General features: G+C 52.6%; 1 protein-coding gene. It reads left to right on the forward strand.

Going from position 1 to position 399, the window contains the following annotated elements:
• A partial coding sequence (locus Q4563_RS16680) for a LysE family translocator (RefSeq protein ID WP_303605285.1) occupies positions 1 to 333 on the forward strand: 333 nt, incomplete at its 5' end.
• Positions 334 to 399 lie beyond the last annotated feature (66 nt).

Genomic DNA, 399 nt, shown 5'->3' on the forward strand with positions numbered 1-399 from the left:
GAGCATGCCCGGGACACCCGGCGTGAGTCACCAGCCAGACTGGTTCTGAAAGGTTTTTTGGTGAATATGAGTAACCCCAAAGCCATCGTATTTATACTGGCGGTGTTGCCGCAGTTCCTGAATACAGAGGCGGCTTTACCACTTCAGTATGGCGTTATGCTGATCACCATGGTGGCGGTAGATCTGGTGGTGATGGCGATTTACACCGGCCTGGCTGCGAAAGTATTACGTTACTTGCAATCACCGCGTCAGCAGCGTTTGTTAAATCGCAGCTTTGCGGTGATGTTTGTGGGTGCTGCATCGTTATTATCGACCGTGCATCGGGCCAGTTAATCGTCAGTCCGCGGTATCCAGTGTCGGGTAATCGGTATAACCGGCACTGCCGGGGCTGTAATAGGT

The organism is Gilvimarinus sp. 1_MG-2023, assembly GCF_030548285.1.